Raw genomic sequence first — 17123 nt, forward strand, 5'->3', positions numbered from 1 at the left:
CAATAATCATATTTATACGAAACTTTCCCTATGATAGTCTAATAGTACAATGATTAACAAATACATATACATTTTTATATTAAAGGTTAGGATGATTTAAAAATGAATGATTATAATCAGGAAAAAGAGACATCGAAGCTTAAAAAGTGGCTGCAAATACTTCTCGTATCCACAAGACTTGGCTTAACCTCATTTGGTGGTCCAATTGCTCACTTAGGATATTTTCATGAAGAATATGTTAGAAAGAAAAAATGGCTAAATGAACAAAATTACAGTGATTTAGTTGCGCTTTCTCAGTTTTTACCCGGTCCAGCAAGCAGTCAAGTAGGAATTGGGATTGGGATTATTCGTGGGGGAATCATCGGTGGTATTATTTCTTTTTTAGGGTTTACGCTCCCCTCCGTTTTAGCATTAATAGTATTTGCTATTTTAATCAACCAAGGAATTGTAGACGATTCTGGCTGGATCCACGGGCTTAAAATAGTAGCGGTAGTCATTGTCGCTCATGCTATTCTCGGGATGGCAAAAAATTTAACTCCAGATACTAAAAGAAAGTTAATTGCTCTTTTTGCATTACTACTGACCCTACTATGGCCCAATCTTTTTGCTCAAATGATTGGGATCGTTTTATCGGCTTTTATTGGATTTTTATTATACAAAAACGTCAATCAATCCGACTCTACTCAAACAACATCTATATACCCTATTTCAAAGAAATGGGCTCTCATTTGTTTAAGTATCTTTTTTGGCTTACTACTATTCCTTCCTATCTTAAAGGAATTAACCTCTATTCAATGGATTGCTATGTTTGATAGCTTTTATCGCTCTGGTTCACTTGTATTCGGTGGTGGACATGTTGTTTTACCATTATTAGAAAAAGAATTTGTTCCGAGCGGAATGATTAGCGCAGAGGATTTCCTTGCTGGATATGGAGCGACTCAAGCAGTACCAGGTCCATTATTTACCTTTGCAGCCTATATCGGAACGATAATGGGTGGCTGGAGTGGTGGTTTATTAGCCACATTCGCTATTTTCCTACCCGCTTTTCTTCTAATTTTAGGGACCCTACCCTTTTGGGATATTCTAAGACAGCATTCTAAATTAAAAGGAGCTCTAATGGGAATTAACGCAGCCGTAGTAGGTATCTTAATCTCAGCCTTTTATGCACCTATTTGGACAAGCGCAATCGTAAGTCCAGTTGACTTTGCATTAGCAGCCGTCTTATTTAGCTTACTTGTCTTTTTAAAACAACCACCTTGGCTCATCGTTATAATTGGAGCTCTTGCAGGATTTATTATTTATGGATTTTAACGAGATGACATTATAAATTTCTAAAAAACCCAAAACCTTTGGGAGTGACCCCCACTTTCTCTAAAGGTTTTGGGTTTAATATTTAAAATGAATGCGATAAAAAATCACTATTGAATGACTTCTTCCTGCCATCTTTTTAACAAATAATCTCGATGTAATCCAGACCATTCTTTATCGTAACTAATGATATTGGATTCCGTTAAATAGTAAGCCTCTTCTGGTGATATCGCTTGTTCATTCGTTAAAAGCTGATAGTTGCCCATTTGCTTCCCAATCTCTTGCGCTTGCTTGGTTAATGACCAGTCTATAAATGCTTTCGCCTCTTCTAGATTTTCAATTCCTTTAATTAATCCAACTGCTCCAATTTCATAACCCGTCCCTTCAGCAGGAAAGGAAATATGAATATCGCGAAAACCTTCTTTATAAAATTTAAGAGCATCATGTGCAAACATAATGGCGACACCTGACTCTCCCATTCCTACCATTCGTCCCGGAGCACTTCCTGAAGCCGTATAAGTATTTATATTTTCATCAAGCTTGACTAAATAATCAAAGGCTTGATCTTCACCCATTAACTGAACCAAAGTAGATAGAATGGTATAACCCGTTCCTGAATGAGAAGGGTTGGGCACCGTAATTCTTCCTCGAAATTCTGGCTCCAAAAGATCCTGCCAAGATTGAGGAGGTGTCAATCCAATGTCTTGTAGCCAAGACCGGTTTGTTACAACCGCAATAGATCCGACATATATTCCCGTCCAATATCCTTCAGTATCTTTGTATTCATCTGAAATAAAAGCAGCATTAGGTGAAATATATGGCTGAAGCAAACCTTCACTTTTTGCCTGAATGAAAGTATCACTAGGTCCACCATACCAAACACTAGCAATTGGCTCATCTTTTTCTTCTCTTATTTTCTCTAAAATAGCACTACTTGACATTCGGTAATGAGTTACATTTATACCAGTTTCTTTTTCAAAGGATTCCATCGCTTTTATGGCTAAATCATCATATAGACCAACGTATACTATTAAGTTTCTGGATGGTTCGGTATTAACACCACAGGAGCATAAAACAAAAAGAAGAGAAACAGAAATGAAGGAAGTTACAATTTTATAAATTCCCATCTTTTCAGCTCCTCTCTTTTTATCGTGATTATGATTTTTTTATGACATGTAACGAATTTTTATTGAAAACTAATCCTACCGTATCACCTTCTTGGTATACTTTTTCACCCATAGGATTATATACATTGAACTGAAAGTCTTGACCTTTAAAATTCACTTCATATTCTTGAAGTTGTCCCATAAATACACTTTTCGTTACCTTTGCTTTATACGTTCCTTCTTCATTTAATGAAACGGCTTCAGGTCTAACGACTAGTATAACCGAATCACCCTTTTTAAATGAACCGTAAGAAGCGACTGTAAAGGTTGCTTGTGATGTTTGAACGACTAATTCATCTAGAGTAACCTCGATAATTTCTCCTTCAAAGAAATTCGCTGTTCCGATAAAGTCTGCTACAAATTTTGTACTTGGTCTTTGATAGATTTCTTGAGGTGTACCAATCTGCTCGATTTTCCCTTTATTCATTACAATGACTTTATCACTCATACTCATTGCTTCACTTTGGTCATGAGTTACATAAATTGCCGTTATCCCTACTCGTTGTTGTAATCTACGAATTTCATCACGCATCGTTAGCCTTAATTTTGCATCTAAATTAGATAAAGGTTCATCAAATAATAACACACTCGGTTCCATTACTAAAGCTCTCGCTAGTGCAACTCGTTGCTGCTGTCCTCCAGATAACTGGTTTGGCATTCGTTCCTTATGCATATTCAAATTCATAATGTCAAAGATAGCATCTACTTTCTTATCCATATCTTCTTTTGACATCTTTTTTATTTTTAATCCATAGACAACATTTTCATAAACGGTCATATGTGGAAATAAAGCGTATGATTGAAAGACCATTGTACAATCTCGTTTATTAGGAGAAATTTTGTTAACATTTTCATTCCCAAAATAAATATCACCATTGGATATATCTTCGAACCCAGCAATCATTCTTAGTGTCGTTGTTTTACCGCATCCAGAAGGACCTAATAGCGTTGCAAATTCTCCTTCTTTAATCACAAGATCGATATCTTCAACAGCATGAACTTGTTTTCCATGGTCGTCTTCAAAGGTTTTCGTTACTTTTTTTAGAGTGACAGATTTTGAACTCATTTATATACCCCTCTCTATACATCTAGTGTCTGTTCTTTAGCTATTTTTGTTGTTTTTTTCTTATTTTTTTCATATGAGCTTTGGCCAAATAACCTTAATAATCCATTTAAGATTAATAATGAAACAATCATAATAATAATTAAAATCGTACAATACGCACTGGCTACACCGATTCTTCCCGACTCTACCTGTGATAGGATGGATGCTGTGATTAGATTATACTTTGCTGAAATTAAGAAAATAACAGCACTCATAGCCGTCATACTTTTAACAAAGCTGTATACTAAGCCACTAAAGAACGCCGGTTTTATTAAAGGAAGCACTATACTAAAAAAGGTCTTAGATTGACTCGCACCTAAATTAGTTGCTGCTTCTTCTATGGAAGGATCAATTTGCTGTAATGCCGTCACACCTGAGCGGATTCCTACTGGAATAGCTCGAACAACAAAGGCCGCAATAATAACGGTTGCCGTTCCTGTTAGAGCAAGAGGTGCCTGATTGAAAGATAAAATATAAGATATCCCTAGAACTGTTCCAGGTATCGCTATAGAAAGCATACTAACCATTTCTAGAACTCTTTTTCCAATAAAGTTTTTACGAACAATTAAAAAGGCAATAATCATACCTAATAAACCAGCTATTGGAGTCGCTAAAACCGATAAAAGGAACGTATCCGTCATCGCTTTTTGACCTAATGAGAAGACATAACGATAATGATTTAATGTGAAGCTATTATCAATCCCCCATAGCTGAATAAAGGAGCCTATTGGTACTAATAAATAAAAGACAATAACTGTGATAGATAGAGAAAAACAAATCGTAAACATAATATTTTTAAGCAGCCCTTTTTCAATCATTCGGCGACCACTTGTTGGCTTACCTGTCACGGTTACATAGCTACGCTTTCCAACCCAAAATTTCTGGATAACATATACAATCATCGTAATGGTCAACAATAGCATTGCTAAAGCTGCTCCTGCTTGCATATCATAGCTACCAACGGCTTGAAGGTAGATTTCTCTTGCTACAGTCGTATAGTTACCACCAATGGTCATTGGATTTCCGAAATCCGCTAATGATTGAATAAATACTAGAAGAAAAGCATTCGCAATACCAGGAATTGATAATGGTAAGGTGACTCTAATAAAGGTTTTAAGCTTACTAGCCCCCATATTTTCACTAGCTTCCTCTAGTGCTGGACTGATTGAACGCAATAGTCCTGATAAAACTAAAAAGGCAATTGGGAAATACGTTAAGGTTTGAACGAGAATTAAACCATTTAAACCATATATATTAGCATTCTCCATCCCTAAAAATGAACTAGTAATAAACCCTTGTCTTCCAAATAATAAAATGGCCGATAGGGCAATAACAAATGGAGGAGAAATAACTGGCAATATTGCAATACCATTAAATAATTTTTTAAATGGTACATTAATATAAGCAAACGTATAGGCAAAAATATACGCAATAATAGTAGATAAAGTACCAACAATAATAGCTAATACTAAGGAATTCGTTAAAGCTGTTAATAATTGCCCTCCAGATAATATTCTTTCGTAGGAGAAGAAAGTAAAGTCCCCTTGTGAATTAACAAAACTAGCTTTACCAATTTGAAACAACGGATATACGATAAAAACAAACAGCGAAGCCATTACTAAAATGATGCATGTTAGTAATAACGGGTCACGCGCTAGCTTCTTCAGGTCTTTTATCATTTTTGAACCCTTCATTTTGACAACTCCTTTCAAACCTATCTATCAAATGATAGCGAAGGCTGAAGGAGAATTCTCTCCCCCAGCCAACGTTCCATTTATCTATTCACTTCTTGGTCCCACTTATCGATAAGACGAGTTCTTTCGTCTCCAGCTTCTTTTGGATTGTAATCAATCGTATTAATATCATCTAAACGAATCGCTTTTTCTGGTTCTTGCGCTTCTGGATTCGTTAAGTTTTGATAACTACCTGTACGCTGCCCTACTTCTTGAGCACTTGTACCTAAAGACCAATCTACAAATGTTTCAGCTAATTCAGATTGTGGTCCACCTTCAATAATTGCAACAGCTCCTGTTTCATAGCCTGTTCCATCCTCTGGAATGGTCAATTCAATACTGTCAAAGCCTTCTTCTTGGTATTTAACAATATCATTAGCAAATAATAATCCTGCCCCTGCTTCTCCCATTCCTACCATACGGCCAGGTGCTGAACCACTTGTCGTATATTGCTGAACTTGAGGGTGAAGTTCATTTAAATACTCAAAGCCCTCCTCTTCTCCACCGAAAACCTTTAGTACGGTATAAAGAATCGCATAGGCTGTCCCAGATGAACCAGGATGAGCCATGATAATTTCATTTTCATAGGCAGGGTCTAATAAATCCTCCCATGATGTCGGAGCTTCTAAACCATGTTTCTCTAAGAAATCTTTATTCGTTGCAAAACCTAAAGGTCCTACATAAATTCCTGTCCAATAACCCTCTTCATCCTTAAAGCGCTCATCTATAATATCTGCTTCTGGAGATTGATAAGGCTTTAATAAATTCTCATCGACGGCTGCAACAAATGTATCAGCTGGTCCCCCATACCAGACATCAGCCTGTGGATTATCTTTTTCTGCGCGGATTTTCGCTAATATTTCTCCGGCAGACATTCTAATCATTTCTACCTCAATACCAGTATCTTCTGTAAATTGTTTCATAGCTTCTACAGCATGGTCTTCCTGAAAACCAACATATACCGTCAATTTCTCACTATTACCACATGCCGATAAAATTAAAATCAAAATAAAACTTATAATAGCTAAATACTGTTTTCTCATTTTCTTTTCCCCCTTTTCCTTTTACAACTTAATCGTAATGGATGCGTTTACATTTTTATAGTTTGATTTCTTGCCACTTTAAATGGCAAAAAATAAAGTAACAAGCGAATGGGAAAAGGGATAACTTTTTTCTCCAGCTAATATTTCTTAAAAGGGGTTTTTATCCTGCTTGAAAGCTCCCTTCCTTGAAAATAGGTAAAATGAGGCACCCTTCTACTATTAGGCAATTTCGACAGGTTTATGAAATAGATCAAAAAATCTTCATCACCATTTTCTGAGTGATGAAGACCTTTAGTCTTGGCTTTTCTCTTAAAAAGCATTCCAAATGAATTGCCAGCACTCAATCAGCCAGTGAACAATTAAACCTAAAATGGCAAAGTCACTGTCTGCGAAAGTGGCTCGAATATACCCTAGGTTAGCCAATAAAGGCACTAAATAAATGGGGACAATCGTAATAAAAAAACCATGTAAAATTGATGCAATCACAAGTCCTCTTCTGCCACCAACCTTATAAGCAATGACCCCTGCTGCACCTCCCGAAAAAAAGTGTGGGATGACTCCTGGAATAATGGTAGTGTACTGAATCGTCAATAAGACAGACATCGCTATTAGCCCACCTAAAAAGCTAAATAGAAATCCAAAAACAGCAGCAATGGGAGCATATGGAAATAAAATGGGACTGTCTAGTGCAGGTATCGATTGAGGGACAATTTTTTCTGCTATTCCTTGAAATGCTGGAATAATCTCTGCCACTAGCATTCTTACCCCTGCTAAAATAATAAAAACACCGGCTGTAAACCAAATGGCTTGGATCGCCGAAACGATAATAAAGTGATGTCCTGAAAACATTTCTTTCATTCCTTCAGGGGAAACAAATAGACCAGAAACTAAAAATAAGATAAAAGTAAATACGGCAATAACCACTATTTGCTCTTGAAAGTATGGTTGAATCTTTTCAACAAATTTTGGCATCTCTTTTTTATCTTTCGATCGAACCATTTGAGCGACCAAACCAGAAAGAAAATAACCGATACTATTAAAATGACCTAAAGCTACTTGATTTGTTCCTGTTACTTTTTTGACATAGCGTTGCGCCAATACTGGTGAAAAGGACATCGAGAGTGCTAATATAATTCCTCCAATAATGAAAACCTTCCAGCTTTCTAAAAAATAATTCGCTAATAAACTTCCTAGCATTGATGCCATAAACAAAATATGGTGTCCGGTCAAAAATATATATTTTATCGATGTAAAACGGGCAATAGCCAAATGCAAAATCATACCTATTAACATAATCCATGCTATTTCAGTGCCATAATTAATTTGCGCCAAAGCAACAATTGTTTCATTGTGAGGAATAATACCTATCACTTGAAATCCTCGTTGTATAATGGCAGATAGGTTTGATAATGCGGTTCCGGCAGCCATTCCCCCCACTTGAATTAAACTATATCCCAGCATGGTCTTGACCGTACCGCTAATTACTTTTGGAAAAGCTTGGCGCTGAATGATAAGGCCTACTAAAGCAATCAGTCCTAGAATAAAGGCCGGCTCACCAAATAAACCCATATTAAAAAAAGGAGTTATATTCATAAAGAACCTCTATTGATTAACCCAGATTTTTACTACTTCGTTACTTAGTAGTTGCTGTCGAAGATAGTCTGGGTCGATTAAGTTTTCAAGAGCAATATATTCTGTATGATGTTTTATTTCCAAAGAATCGATAATCTGCTTCGCACCGATTACGATATCATGGTGTTCACTATTAAAAGTACTCACATCTGTATTGATAATGGTCGCATCGACATTCCATTCTTTTAAAATACGTTCAAGCTGAATTTTAATCAGTAAGCTCGTACCTAAACCACTACTGCAAACAATTGAAATCTTCACCCTTTTTCCCCTTCCTTCTTGACGATTTCTTTCCAAATATTTTGTGGGTTTGTTTCATATTTTAATTTACTCATAAATAAAGGATCGCTTAACAACTCTAATAAGGTAGATAATGCCTTAATATGCTGAGTTCGATCGGTAGCAGCTAAGGTTGCTATGAGCCAAACCTTTTTTTTACTTGCACCAAATACAAGTGGCTTTTTCAAAGTGACTAAACTTAAGCCTGTTTGTATGACGGCATCAGAGGTAGCATGTGGAAAGGCTACTCCTTCTGCTATCACAAAATGATTTTGTGGCTGCTCGGCCAATTTCACTAAATAATGACCATAATCAATGCTTGTACAATTTGATTGAATCAATAGCTGGTTGCCGTATTGGATGCACTCTTGCCAACTTCTTAATTCTTTTTGTAAAGCTATATTTTTAGACGATAATAATTGAGAAAGCTCTTTATCCTGATTAGTGGATTGATTTCCTTGAAAAAAATGAAGTAAATCTCGAGTTAAACCTTTTTCATCGTTTATTATCGCATGATTTTCAATGATTGACATGATATTATTCATAACTTGCATAAGCATGCCTTCCTCGTGCATCGCTTGATGAGGCTCTCCAATATATGGAGTCAGCTTTAAGATATCCTCTTTCGTTAATAACGGTGAAACCTTAATAACAGGAATTTGATTCTGGATTGGTAAATCAATGGTTGTTAAAATCAAATCCTCCATAAAGGAGGTCGCATTCATAATCTCTTTATATGAATATTTTTTAATACTAATGATTTGTGGATATAAGGTAGCCATCCTTTGCTCCAATAAAGTCGATGTACCTAAGCCTGAGCTACGTACAATCCCTATTTTATACTTGAGAGGCAGGACAGGCTGTGTCATCCCACTAATAATATGCAGAGCGATATAGCAAATTTCATCCCTATCAAAACGAATATGAAAAGGCTCTAATACGCGGTTTGTTTCCTCATCTATCATTTGAATTAATGCCCCATGTATTTTTTCAATTTGATCTTTCAGAGGATTTTTCGTTTGCAAATTGTACTTAGCTCGATAAAAGGCGGGCTTCAAATGTATCGATAATCCATCCATTATTTTATCTTGATTCATTAGCTTCTGATTATATCTTTGTTCAACATTCTTCATTATTTCTAAAGCTAAATCTCTATAAAAATCGTCTTCTTCGTCATCGGACTCTTTTTCTCTTTGAGCCCCTAATACATGCTGTGTAATATAGGCGATTTCTTCCTCTGGTGTTTTTACATGAAATAATAATTGTAACGGTTCAAGAATAAGAGCCTTAACTTTGGAAAATTCCGTTTTATTTTTCAGTTCATTTAGAAGCTCTTGATCCATCTGGATAAGATGACCTTCTTTTAATCTTTGTACGGCCATTAATAAATGAAGACTTAAGGCCGAGAAACTAGAATCAGAAAATTGAAGAGAAAGTTTTTCTTCTAAATGATGTAATAATTGACTGATTTCATAGATATCCTCTAATGGAAACCATTCTTTCCACGGGGATACAAGCACTTCACTTCCTTCACCCCTTATAAAAAGCTGAAAGATATGTTGATCATTAAATTGCTCTCTTAATAAGTCTATATAAGCAGCCCTCACCATTCGTTCATTTCCAATCAGTTGAATATCACCTTTGTTTCTAACAAAATTTAATCCTTTTTCATTTAACCATTTTTTTACCTGTTTTAAATCCTGTAAAAAGGTACTTTTACTAACCTGTAGCTCTTCTTGTATAACATCCGAGCTTACAAATGATTCTTCAATCAGAGCTTTTATAATCATTTTATTTCTTTCTTTATTATGAAAAAATAATGGCTTATTTTGAGTCTCCTGTAAAAGTAGCTTCATTTGTTTCTCTGTTAATGGAAGCTTTACGCCTTTCTTTCTGTTGCGTTCTAGTCTAATCTGATATTTGAGTAGCCAATCCTCTAATAGGAGAAGGTCGTGACGAACGGTTCGATTGGAGACATTATATTTACTCTTTAAATCTTCGACCTTCACATAATCATTCTGCTCCATCAGATATTGAAGTACATCTAATTGTCTTTTTGTTAGCATATTTCACCTGCTTAAACTTTATATCCTTCCATTCTTTACATCATCATACGGCTTTTTTAATAAAAAAAATAGAGGTGGAATTATACCTCCTCTATTTTAAAGCTGATATAACATTTTATAGTATCACCGTAATCACTCTGTTCAATGATAGGCTTTCTCTGATCGAGTCAAAAAAACATATCAAGAATGATCTTTTTTATAATTTAAACACCGAAGCCTACGGTCCCCATCTAATCAGAGAACCATCCAAATGCCTTGTCACCGATTAATACAAACTATTTTAACCACACAGGAAAAGATTTTAAACCTCTTATTATAAAGCTTTCTCTCCATTGAAGGTATTTTAAATCAGTGGCTAATCGGACATCGGGGAACTTCTCGAACAAAGTTTGTAGTGCAACCTCTCCCTCCAAACGGGCCAGGGGTGCTCCTAAGCAGTAATGAATACCTTTACCAAATGCAAGATGCGGACTTTGCTCTCTTTTTATTTGGAATTCATCAGCATTCGCAAAAACATTCGGATCATGACCAGCTGATGCAAGAGATACAATAACATGATCTCCTTTCTTTACTTGCTGGCCTTCAAATAGAAAATCTTCATTTGCCCAGCGATCTGTACTAAATTCAACGGGACCATTATAACGAAGAATTTCCTCAACGGCTTGCTTGTATAAAGAAGGCTCCTTCTTTAATAGCTCTAACTGACTAGGGTGAGTTAATAAGGCAAGAAGACCATTAGAGATGAGATTTACCGTCGTCTCATGTCCTGCGACAATCATAAGCATAATAATTCCGTGTAGCTCTTTCGTTGTCAATCTATCACCTTGCTCCTCTGCTTTAATCAAGTCAGAAAGTAAATCATTTTTCGGAAACTCTTTTTTCTGCTGAATAAGCTGATCAAGATATTGAATAAATTCAGACATTATCTGCTCATATTGCTCTGCATCACCGATATCTACTATAGCATGTGACCAACGCTGGAATTTCTCTTGATCCTCTACTGGCACACCAATTAATTCACAAATAACTCGTATCGGTATTGGAAAAGCATAATCTTCAATAAACTCAATCGTATCCTTTTTGCTCATTAATTCAGCCTGTTCCTCGGCTATCTCTTTAATACGCTCCCGAAAACTTTCTATTTTCTTTGGTGTAAATCCACTTTGAACTAAGCTTCGTAAGCGACGATGATTAGGCGGATCAGCAAACAGCATACTCTGAGCAATAGGAGGTAAATTCTCATTCGTTATATCATTAGGAAAAACCGTACGCATGTCTTTAATAAATCGGTCATCTTTTAAAACCGCTTCTGCTGTCTCATAGGTAAAAGCCATCCACGAGCTTTGTCCGCCGCTAACAAAATTCACTTTTGCAAAAGAATGGTGAGGACGGATAGTTTGATAGTAATGATATGGATTTTGATGAAATTCATTTGAGAATAAATCAATGGATTGAGTGGTCATAAAAAGCCTCCTATTCTATATCATTTAATTCTTCATAAACGATTTAATTCCTACTATTATTATTGGCCAATTATTCCTATAACTCTTTAACTCTTCTTAATTCCATGCCAAAATACAGACCAAGCCTCTTCAAAACGCTGATGGAAATCTTGATCATCATAAATAAAGCTTTCAGTAAACAAGCCATCTAGTAAACAAAAATAGGCAGAACTAAATGTTCTTTCTGAAATATCTCTAAAACGATTTTCATTCATTCCATGTATGTATAGCTGACTAATAATAGAAGCAATTTCTTGGTCTCCTCTTTCAACAATATCCTTCACTTCTTTTTTCAAATCAATAGGTGGAAAAAGCATAATTCTCTTGTAAAGTATTCCTTCTTGCTTATTAAGAATAAAATCACAGCTATGCTTTAATACTAAATAAAGTCGTGTATGTATGTCTTCTGCTTCATATTGATTAGAGGTAACCATCATTTTCTCAACCAACAGACTCATAATTCTCTCAGCAACAACTAAATATAACTCGTTTTTACTCTTAAAGTGGTTGTACATAGACGGCTTCTGAATTCCTACCATTTGGGCAATTTCCGATAAAGTCGTTCCTTCAAAACTCTTTTGAGAAAATGAAAGGATCGACACTTCTATTATTTTTTCTTTTGTGTTCAAGGTAATCATCCTTTTCATAAAAATAAATTGCACCTTCAGTCATTCGGTGTTATACTAACTACCGGTAGTTAGTATAACACAAAATAAAGGAGTGTAGACAAAATTGTGGATATTAGTCATCATTGCTGGAATCTTTGAAGTAGGTTGGGCAACTGGATTAAAGTATGCCAGCACCCCTTTAGAGTGGAGCTTAACCGTCGTTGGAATCATTGTTAGCTTTACTTTACTCATTCGCGCAGCTACTGTTTTACCGACAAGTACAGTATACGCAATATTTGTGGCTTTAGGTACCGTTGGGACGATATTTGTAGATATTTTGATTTTTCAAGCTCCCTTTAATATGGCGATGCTCTTTTTCATTTTTTTATTACTAGTTGGTGTACTCGGCTTGAAGCTCGTAACAGGTGATAAAAAGATAGAAAGGGGTCATTAAGAATGAGTTGGTTCTTTTTAATTTTCGCAGGAATTTTTGAAGTAATTGGAGTAACCGGTATTCAAATCATGACGAAGGGTCAAAAGCAGAGAGGGTTAGTCATTCTGATCATTGGTTTTACAATCAGCTTTCTGATGTTAGGATTCGCGATGGAGTCTATTCCGCTTGGTGTTGCCTATGCAGTATGGACAGGAATTGGAACAGTAGGAAGTACTATTGTAGGGATGCTTTACTATAATGAATCTCATGATAAATTAAGGCTATTATTTATTAGTTTTGTTGTCATTGCCGTAGTTGGCTTAAGAGTAGTTTCACCTTAATCATACAGGAATTTAGCTTATACAATCGCTAAGTTCCTGTTTTTTTATTGGTCCATTAAACAACCAAACTTCATACTTGACACTTTTAGATTTCGGTTATATTATTGACATATCAATAATTGATACATCAATTAATATTTAACATAGAAAGGAGAGAGAAAGCTCAATGAGTGATTGTCTTATAAAGTTAAACATTTTTATGAAGCTTCAAACGGTTAACAAAGATTTATGTTCAAGTTTTGAGAGCTGTTTGGGGGCTAGTCCATCTAGAGTTGAAATTCTCCATGTTCTACTTGAGCATGATGAAATTTTACAATCTGTTTTACAGAAAAAAGTTAATATTGACCCCGCTGCCATTACGAGACATTTAAAGCAATTAGAAACTTCTGGAATGATTACTCGATATAAAAAGCCGAATGATCAAAGATCAACATGGGTTAAACTAGATGACGTTTCAAAGCTTGAAATTCAGCAATCCTATAAAGAGAAGAAAAAATTTATAGATGAGATGTTTTTACATTTCTCAGATAAAGAGCTTAAAGAATTTCTTTCTATGTTAAACAAAATAGAAGAAAATGTATCACAAAATCATTAAATTCAAAGGATAGGGGTAAAAAAAGATGAATACGCTAAATACTCAACATAAAGAAGCTTTTTTAGAGGTTGTAAATAATAGAAGGTCGATTCGTGCTTACGACCAAGAAACAAAAATTTCGAAAGAGGAATTAACTCAAATTCTTGAAGCTGCCGTTAAAGCACCTTCCTCAGTCAATTTACAGCCGTGGAGATTTGTCATTATTGAAAGCGATGAAGGGAAAGCTAAATTAGCTCCACTAGCTCGTTTTAATCAACAACAGGTTGCTACTTCTTCTGCGGTTATCGCGGTATTTGCTGATATGAACAACCTTGATTATCTAGAAGATATTTACGGAAAAGCGGTAGAACTTGGGTTAATGCCTTCAGAAGTAAGAGATAACCAAGTGCCAGCCATCAAAAATTTATTATCAGGTATGAGTGACCAAAGCAATAGAGAAAGTATCCTAATAGATAGTGGTTTAGTATCCATGCAGTTAATGCTAGCTGCTAAAGCCTTCGGTTATGACACAAACCCAATTGGAGGTTACGAAAAAGACAAAATCGCTGAAGCCTTTGATTTAGACAAAGAACGATATGTGCCTGTTATGCTTCTCTCTATTGGTAAAGCTGCTGAATCTGGATATCAATCCTACCGTATGCCTGTCGAACAAGTAGCCGAATGGAAGTAAGCTAAAGCGGCTGGTACAGCCTAGCATGAATGAAAAGTCCACATTTGTTAGCTAGTCACTTCAAAAAACCTCCTTTTTTGCAAAAAAGGAGGGTTCATGTTTTGTTATTGATGTTTGCTCCCTTACATGTTATTTCAAGTTTCTCTAATGTGGTGTTTTAAACCAGGTTTGGTCTCAGCCTCTCTTTTAATAATACCGTTAAAATCTTAAACGAATTCTTCCCCTATAACCTTCTATTTTATCGCTGCTTTGAATACATATTTTACAAGTAACGGATGGCTAAGGGGGCTGAATATGAAAAACATTCATTGGGGCATCATGCTTTCAAAGCTTTTCTATTTATTTTGTGTGTTTATTTGTTCCATCCTTATCCAATCGTTATATTTATTTATCATGGTCACTTTTATTATGGCGATACCTTGGATTTGGTTGAATATTTATTGGCTAAAAAAAAAGCTGCACAAAGCAGCTAAAAATCGAGCATATAAATAAGACATTCCCTCACAAGTTACACATGAATTTCATTTCTTTAATTCGATTGCATTTGTATTTGCCAATGAAAAGGATCGGGTAATTTTGACCAATCCTCATTAAATTCATCCTCAGTTAATATACATTCATCTAATTCTTTTGTAATGATATGAACATCTAAATCCATTCCAATAAATACGAGCTTTGTATGTCTATCACCATACGTTTCATCCCAATTTAATAATAATTGAGGGTTTTCTTGCTTAATTATTTTTTGGTTATGTTCAGGTAAAGAAGCGACCCAATAAGATAAAGGTTCAAGCTTTACTGAAGGCCCTGCTTGTGACAATAAAATAGAAATATCATTTCGGGTTGCACACCAAGCAACTCCTTTTGCCCGAACAATTTGCATAGGCATTGCTCCACACCACTGATTAAATCTTTCTGAATGAAAAGGTCTTTTACTCTTATAAACAAAAGACGAGATACCGTACTCTTCAGTCTCTGGCGTGTGCTCTGATGGACCGATATTCAATTCTTTCAACCACCCTGCGGATTCGCTAGCACGGTCGAAATCAAATAAACTTGTATTAAAAATCTCCTCAAATTCTATTTCACTATTTGTCGTTCTTATTATATTTGCTTCTGGTTGAAGAGTACGAATTACATTTTCCAATGAATCAATATTTTCCGATTGAACTAAATCACACTTATTTAAAATTAATACATTACAGAATTCAATTTGGTCTATTAACAGATCCGCTATATTACGATCATCCTCTTCATTTATAGCTTCTTTTCTTTCTAATAATGTATCTCCTGATTCGAAATCATGCCAAAAACGATAAGCATCAACCACTGTAACCATTGTGTCTAATTGACAAAACTCGGTTAAATCTATTCCCATTTCTTCATCAATATATGAAAAAGTTTGCGCAACAGGAATAGGCTCACTTATACCGGAAGATTCAATAATGATATAATCAATATCTCCTTGTAAGGCTAGCTTCTTTACCTCGATTAATAAATCCTCACGGAGAGTGCAACAAATGCAGCCATTTGACATTTCTACTAGCTTCTCTTCCGTCCTTGAGAAGCCACCTTGTGTTTGAATGAGTTCACTGTCAATATTCACTTCACTCATATCATTGACAATAACAGCTACTTTTAAATTTTGCCTGTTTTTTAGAACATAGTTTAATAAGGTTGTCTTACCAGAGCCTAAGTATCCACTTAAAACTGTTACAGGGATTTTCTTCATGATTTCGCTCCTTTAATTAAAATGGTCTTTTTTATAAGTTAATGAAGCATACGCATCATGCTGATGAATAGATTCTTCATTATTACAAGTTATAGTAAATTTACTAACCCATTCTAGTTCCACTAAACTAGCTGCAATAAGTCTAATTAAATCTTCTACGAATCTCGGATTTTCAAAGGCTGTTTCTGTTACTTTTTTTTCATCTGGTCTCTTTAAAATAGAATGAATGCGAGCACTCGCATTCGATTCAATCACTTCAAGAAGCTCTTCTTTAAAATGCTCAGAGCAAAGCTCACCTTCTGCACTTTCCACTTCGACATTAACTATTCCTCTTTGATTGTGGGCACTATATTCGCTTATTTCCTTAGAGCACGGACATAGAGTTGTGATCATAGCCTGCAATCCCACTTTTTCGTGCCATGTATCTTGTGCAAATTTAGTCTCTAACCAAATCTTCGCCTCCACTAGCCCTTCAAAATTTGATACAGGGCTACTTCTAGTAAAAAACCAAGGATACGATACTTTCATATAAACTTCCGATTGCTCCATTTTTTGAGCTAATTGCTTGGAAAATCGACGTAGAAGCTTCTGATTAAGTATGGCTCCTTCACTATAATATTGATGAAGGGTTTCTGGTATTCTACTCATATTTATACCCTTCTGATGAGAAGGAAGAGAGGTGCTAATCTTAAAGTTACCAAAAGTCTGTTGAACTTTAGGCTCTATACTTGAATGGATCAGCATAGGGTAATGTAGCTTCTCTACCCCAACTTGATTTATATGGAAGAAATAATCTTTCTCCATGCTTTGAAGATCGGTCATTTCACTTTTCTTCAACGGCTTTTCTCCCTTAATTGGACCAGTTGAACCGAAGTGCTCATGTCTCTTAGATTGACTTGGTAAATGGATA

The 17123-nt window shown here is 35.5% G+C and carries 17 protein-coding genes; 6 read left to right on the forward strand and 11 right to left on the reverse strand.

The genetic code is table 11. The features are described from left to right. Positions 1–102 precede the first annotated feature (102 nt). Positions 103–1311, forward strand: coding sequence for a chromate efflux transporter (gene chrA / locus AZF04_RS05535; protein ID WP_061947897.1), 1209 nt, complete (start codon positions 103–105; stop codon positions 1309–1311). A gap of 107 nt (positions 1312–1418) precedes the next feature. Here the strand turns inward: chrA and AZF04_RS05540 are convergent, their stop codons facing one another. The 9 genes from AZF04_RS05540 to AZF04_RS05580 all read right to left on the reverse strand — a co-directional run bounded on the left by AZF04_RS05540 (position 1419) and on the right by AZF04_RS05580 (position 12463). After that, a complete protein-coding gene (locus tag AZF04_RS05540; RefSeq protein ID WP_061947898.1) occupies positions 1419–2435 on the reverse strand; it encodes an ABC transporter substrate-binding protein in 1017 nt (338 codons plus the stop codon). A 28-nt stretch (positions 2436–2463) separates the two neighbouring features. Continuing rightward, positions 2464–3540 (reverse strand): ABC transporter ATP-binding protein, encoded by a 1077-nt coding sequence (locus AZF04_RS05545; RefSeq protein WP_045489087.1) that lies wholly within the window; start codon positions 3538–3540, stop codon positions 2464–2466. Positions 3541–3554: 14 nt separating this feature from the next. Beyond that, a complete protein-coding gene (locus tag AZF04_RS05550) occupies positions 3555–5273 on the reverse strand; it encodes an ABC transporter permease (protein WP_061947899.1) in 1719 nt (572 codons plus the stop codon). 80 nt (positions 5274–5353) lie between these two features. Continuing rightward, the gene (locus tag AZF04_RS05555) at positions 5354–6355 is read right to left on the reverse strand and encodes an ABC transporter substrate-binding protein (RefSeq protein WP_061947900.1); all 1002 of its coding nucleotides are present in this window, start codon (positions 6353–6355) and stop codon (positions 5354–5356) included. 309 nt (positions 6356–6664) lie between these two features. Then, entirely contained in the window at positions 6665–7948 is a 1284-nt protein-coding gene (locus AZF04_RS05560; RefSeq protein ID WP_061947901.1) for a PTS ascorbate transporter subunit IIC, read from the reverse strand. 9 nt (positions 7949–7957) lie between these two features. Continuing rightward, positions 7958–8248: a PTS sugar transporter subunit IIB gene (locus tag AZF04_RS05565; RefSeq protein WP_061947902.1), complete on the reverse strand. Its 291-nt coding sequence runs from the start codon at positions 8246–8248 to the stop codon at positions 7958–7960. After that, complete coding sequence (locus AZF04_RS05570) at positions 8245–10332, reverse strand: BglG family transcription antiterminator (protein ID WP_061947903.1); 2088 nt, start codon at positions 10330–10332, stop codon at positions 8245–8247. Before AZF04_RS05570 ends, AZF04_RS05565 begins: the two co-directional genes overlap by 4 nt. Before the next feature lie 275 nt (positions 10333–10607). Further along, positions 10608–11795, reverse strand: a complete 1188-nt coding sequence (locus AZF04_RS05575) for a cytochrome P450 family protein (RefSeq protein ID WP_061947904.1) — start codon at positions 11793–11795, stop codon at positions 10608–10610. Positions 11796–11881: 86 nt separating this feature from the next. Next, positions 11882–12463 carry a TetR/AcrR family transcriptional regulator gene (locus AZF04_RS05580; protein WP_161485254.1) on the reverse strand — a complete coding sequence of 194 codons (582 nt, stop codon included), beginning with the start codon at positions 12461–12463 and terminating at the stop codon, positions 11882–11884. Between the two features lie 103 nt (positions 12464–12566). Here AZF04_RS05580 and AZF04_RS05585 point away from each other — a divergent pair, with 103 nt between their 5' ends. From AZF04_RS05585 to AZF04_RS05605, 5 genes are all read left to right on the forward strand, one after another. Continuing rightward, entirely contained in the window at positions 12567–12896 is a 330-nt protein-coding gene (locus tag AZF04_RS05585; RefSeq protein WP_061947906.1) for a DMT family transporter, read from the forward strand. A 2-nt stretch (positions 12897–12898) separates the two neighbouring features. Beyond that, positions 12899–13216, forward strand: a complete 318-nt coding sequence (locus tag AZF04_RS05590) for a DMT family transporter (protein WP_061947907.1) — start codon at positions 12899–12901, stop codon at positions 13214–13216. Between the two features lie 166 nt (positions 13217–13382). Continuing rightward, a complete protein-coding gene (locus AZF04_RS05595) occupies positions 13383–13811 on the forward strand; it encodes a MarR family winged helix-turn-helix transcriptional regulator (RefSeq protein ID WP_061947908.1) in 429 nt (142 codons plus the stop codon). Positions 13812–13836: 25 nt separating this feature from the next. Further along, positions 13837–14481, forward strand: coding sequence for a nitroreductase family protein (locus AZF04_RS05600; protein ID WP_061947909.1), 645 nt, complete (start codon positions 13837–13839; stop codon positions 14479–14481). Between the two features lie 294 nt (positions 14482–14775). Continuing rightward, on the forward strand, positions 14776–14973 hold the full coding sequence (locus AZF04_RS05605) for a hypothetical protein (protein WP_061947910.1): 198 nt from the start codon (positions 14776–14778) through the stop codon (positions 14971–14973). Positions 14974–15010: 37 nt separating this feature from the next. On the opposite strand, the gene AZF04_RS05610 is transcribed toward AZF04_RS05605, so the two are convergent. Beyond that, positions 15011–16216 carry a GTP-binding protein gene (locus AZF04_RS05610; protein WP_061947911.1) on the reverse strand — a complete coding sequence of 402 codons (1206 nt, stop codon included), beginning with the start codon at positions 16214–16216 and terminating at the stop codon, positions 15011–15013. 9 nt (positions 16217–16225) lie between these two features. After that, complete coding sequence (gene folE2, locus AZF04_RS05615; RefSeq protein WP_235599931.1) at positions 16226–17050, reverse strand: GTP cyclohydrolase FolE2; 825 nt, start codon at positions 17048–17050, stop codon at positions 16226–16228. Positions 17051–17123 lie beyond the last annotated feature (73 nt).

The organism is Alkalihalobacillus trypoxylicola, from assembly GCF_001590785.1.
GTDB classification, from domain to species: Bacteria; Bacillota; Bacilli; order Bacillales; family Bacillaceae_D; genus Alkalihalobacillus; species Alkalihalobacillus trypoxylicola.